This window comes from Agromyces humi (assembly GCF_009720255.1).
GTDB lineage: Bacteria > Actinomycetota > Actinomycetes > Actinomycetales > Microbacteriaceae > Agromyces > Agromyces humi.
In genome coordinates this window covers 1-2,634 of record NZ_WJSP02000458.1, presented here as the reverse complement: position 1 = coordinate 2,634, position 2,634 = coordinate 1, and the positions used below count along the sequence as shown (strand labels likewise).

Genomic DNA, 2,634 nt, shown 5'->3' with positions numbered 1-2,634 from the left:
GTCCACTCCTGGAACTTCTCGACGATCCATGTGGCCTGGGCGATGGGGGAGTCGGTGAGACCGTAGGCGACGCTGAGCGGACGGGTGGTCTGCAGGGCGAGGTAGCCGAAGTCCTCGGTGCGCGCGTCCTTCAGCCGCTCGTGATGCTCCCGCTCGTCAGGGGTCAGGTGATCGGTCGGCGGCGTGTACTGGGTGGCGATCGCGCCCGGATCCGTCGCGGCGATCGAGCCGAGCACGCGATCGCCGGCGTCCAGGCAGAGCTGCTCGCTGATGCCCGCGCCCACGTCCTCGCCGAAGACGGCGTAGCGGTCGTAGCCGAGCGCTCCCATCAGCTGGTCGAACGCACGCGCGACGCGGGCGATGTCCCAGCCGTGGCTCGTGAGGGGCGTCGAGAAGCCGAAGCCCGGGATGGACGGCGCGACGACATGGAACGCCGGCGCGGGGCCGACCCCGTCGGCGACGCCCGGTCGTTCGGCGAGCACCGGTGCGATGCGGGCGAACTCGACGAACGACGACGGGTAGCCGTGCACGAGGAGGAGCGGCACCGCCGCGTCATCCGTCGACCGCACGTGGAGTCCGTGGATGGGCTGACCGTCGACCTCGACGAGGAACTGGGGCAGGCGGTTCAGGCGGGCCTCCGCCGCCCGCCAGTCGTAGCCCGTCCGCCAGTACTCGGCGAGCCGACGGGCGTACGGCACCGGCGTCCCGCGTTCCCACCCGTCGGTGCGGGCTGCGGGCCAGCGGGTGCGCTCCAGGCGCGACTGCAGGTCGGCGAGCTCGGCGTCCGAGATCGCGATCGTGTACGGCTGGACTTCCATGGCGACTTCCCTCCCTCGTGCTGCCGCACCGGCCGTGCGACGGGAACGAGTGAAGCGGATGCCGCGGCCGCCGTCTTGAACCGGAACGACACCGGACCCGGGGCGTGGCTCACACCGGCTCGTCGCGGCGCTGCGATTGCGCCGGCGTGTATCCGGTCAGGCGCTTGACGTCCCGGGTGAGGTGGGACTGGTCGGCGTAGCCGAGCTCGTACGCGACATCCGCGATCGCCTCGCCCGTCCGCAGCCGGGCGGCCGCCTCGCGAGCGCGGTCGATCTGGCGCACCTGTCGCCGGCTGCAGCCGGTGATGCGCGTGAAGTGCCGCTCGACGGTGCGCGGGGACACCGACGGCACGGCGCGATCGTGCAGGGCCGCCTCGATGACGGCGTCGTGTGCGAGCAGGCGTCGCCGGTCGAAGGCGTCGAGGAGGTCGTCGATCGCGTCGTACTGGGGCATGGGCCAGGTGCGCCCGGCGAGTTCGAAGTGGGCGGGGTCGGGCACGTTGAGCGGCACGGTGCGATCGCACATCGAGTGCGGCTCCACGTGGGTGAAGTACGTGCCGCGCGTGAAGCGCACGCCCACGTTGCGGTTGCCGGCGCGGTAGGGCACCACCGTCGGCCGCGACGACGGGCCGCTGATGAGGACCCGCGAGCCGGCCGCGTGGCGCGTGAAGATGAGGTCCCAGCACGCGTCGGCGGCCGCGAGGTAGGTGCCGTCGCTCGTGTCGACGGTGTGCCAGACCACGTCGACGAAGGGGGAGGATGAGGCTTTCTCCTCGTAGAGGAAGCTCATGCCGCCGAGTGTAGCCCTGACGTGCCGACGTCGTGGAGGGGCTAGCGCTCCTCGGGGCCGCGCTCGAACACCTCGGGGTCGAGGACCAGGTGCTCGGCCTCCTCGTGGTCGGTGATCACGTCCTCACCGGCCGCGGCGGCCTTCTTCGCCTTGTGCATCGACTGGAAGTAGTGCCAGAGCGTCGGGATGAGGGTGATCACGACGGCACCGAGGAGGATGACGTCGATGTACTCCTGCACGAAGTCGGCGACCGGCGGGATGTAGCCGATGAGGTAGCCGAAGTAGGTGAGGCCGACGCCCCAGACGAACGCGCCGATGAGGTTGTAGAGCGTGTACTTCTTGTAGTTCATGTGGCCGACGCCGGCGGCGACCGGCGCGAAGGTGCGCACGATCGGCACGAACCGGGCGAGGATGATCGCCAGGGCGCCGAAGCGCTCGAAGAACGCGTTCGTGCGTTCGACGTTCTTCACGCTGAAGAGTCCCGACTCCTTGCGTTCGAAGACGCTCGGCCCGAACTTGTGGCCGATCAGGTAGCCGACCTCGCCGCCGAGGAACGCCGCGAGTCCGATGGCGAGGCACACCCACCAGATGTCGACGCCGAACACCAGCGAGGTGTTCGTGAGCAGGCCCGAGATCACGAGGAGTGTGTCGCCCGGGAGCAGGAAGCCCACGAGCAGGCCCGTCTCGGCGAACACGATGGCGCACACCACCACGAGGGCCCACGGACCGGCCGCGGAGATGATCGTCTCGGGGTCGAGCCAGGGAATCAGGGAGGTGTGGACCATCGAAGTGGGCTCCAGTCGTCGGACACGGCGGATGCCGGTCAGCAGGCGGCGTGGTGTCGTTGCAGTCTACCGAGCGGATGCCGCGTGCGACTGGGTTCGCGCCGGGAATCATCCCGGGGGATGACGACGCTGTTCCGGGGAGTCGGCGGCGGCCGGCCCTACTCGCCGGTCTCCACAGGATCTGGCGTATCGGCCCTTCTCGGGCCTTCGACTGGACGAATTCGAACGACGCCCGGACGAG

General features: G+C 70.0%; 3 protein-coding genes. All 3 read right to left on the bottom strand.

Annotated features, from left to right (window positions below; all coding sequences use genetic code 11):
• A partial coding sequence (locus tag GH736_RS20860; RefSeq protein ID WP_159606732.1) for an epoxide hydrolase family protein occupies window positions 1-818 on the bottom strand: 818 nt, incomplete at its 3' end.
• Between the two features lie 109 nt (window positions 819-927).
• Window positions 928-1,608, bottom strand: coding sequence for an AraC family transcriptional regulator (locus GH736_RS20855; protein ID WP_159606730.1), 681 nt, complete (start codon window positions 1,606-1,608; stop codon window positions 928-930).
• Window positions 1,609-1,649: 41 nt separating this feature from the next.
• On the bottom strand, window positions 1,650-2,393 hold the full coding sequence (locus GH736_RS20850; protein WP_159606728.1) for a DedA family protein: 744 nt from the start codon (window positions 2,391-2,393) through the stop codon (window positions 1,650-1,652).
• Window positions 2,394-2,634: the final 241 nt, after the last annotated feature.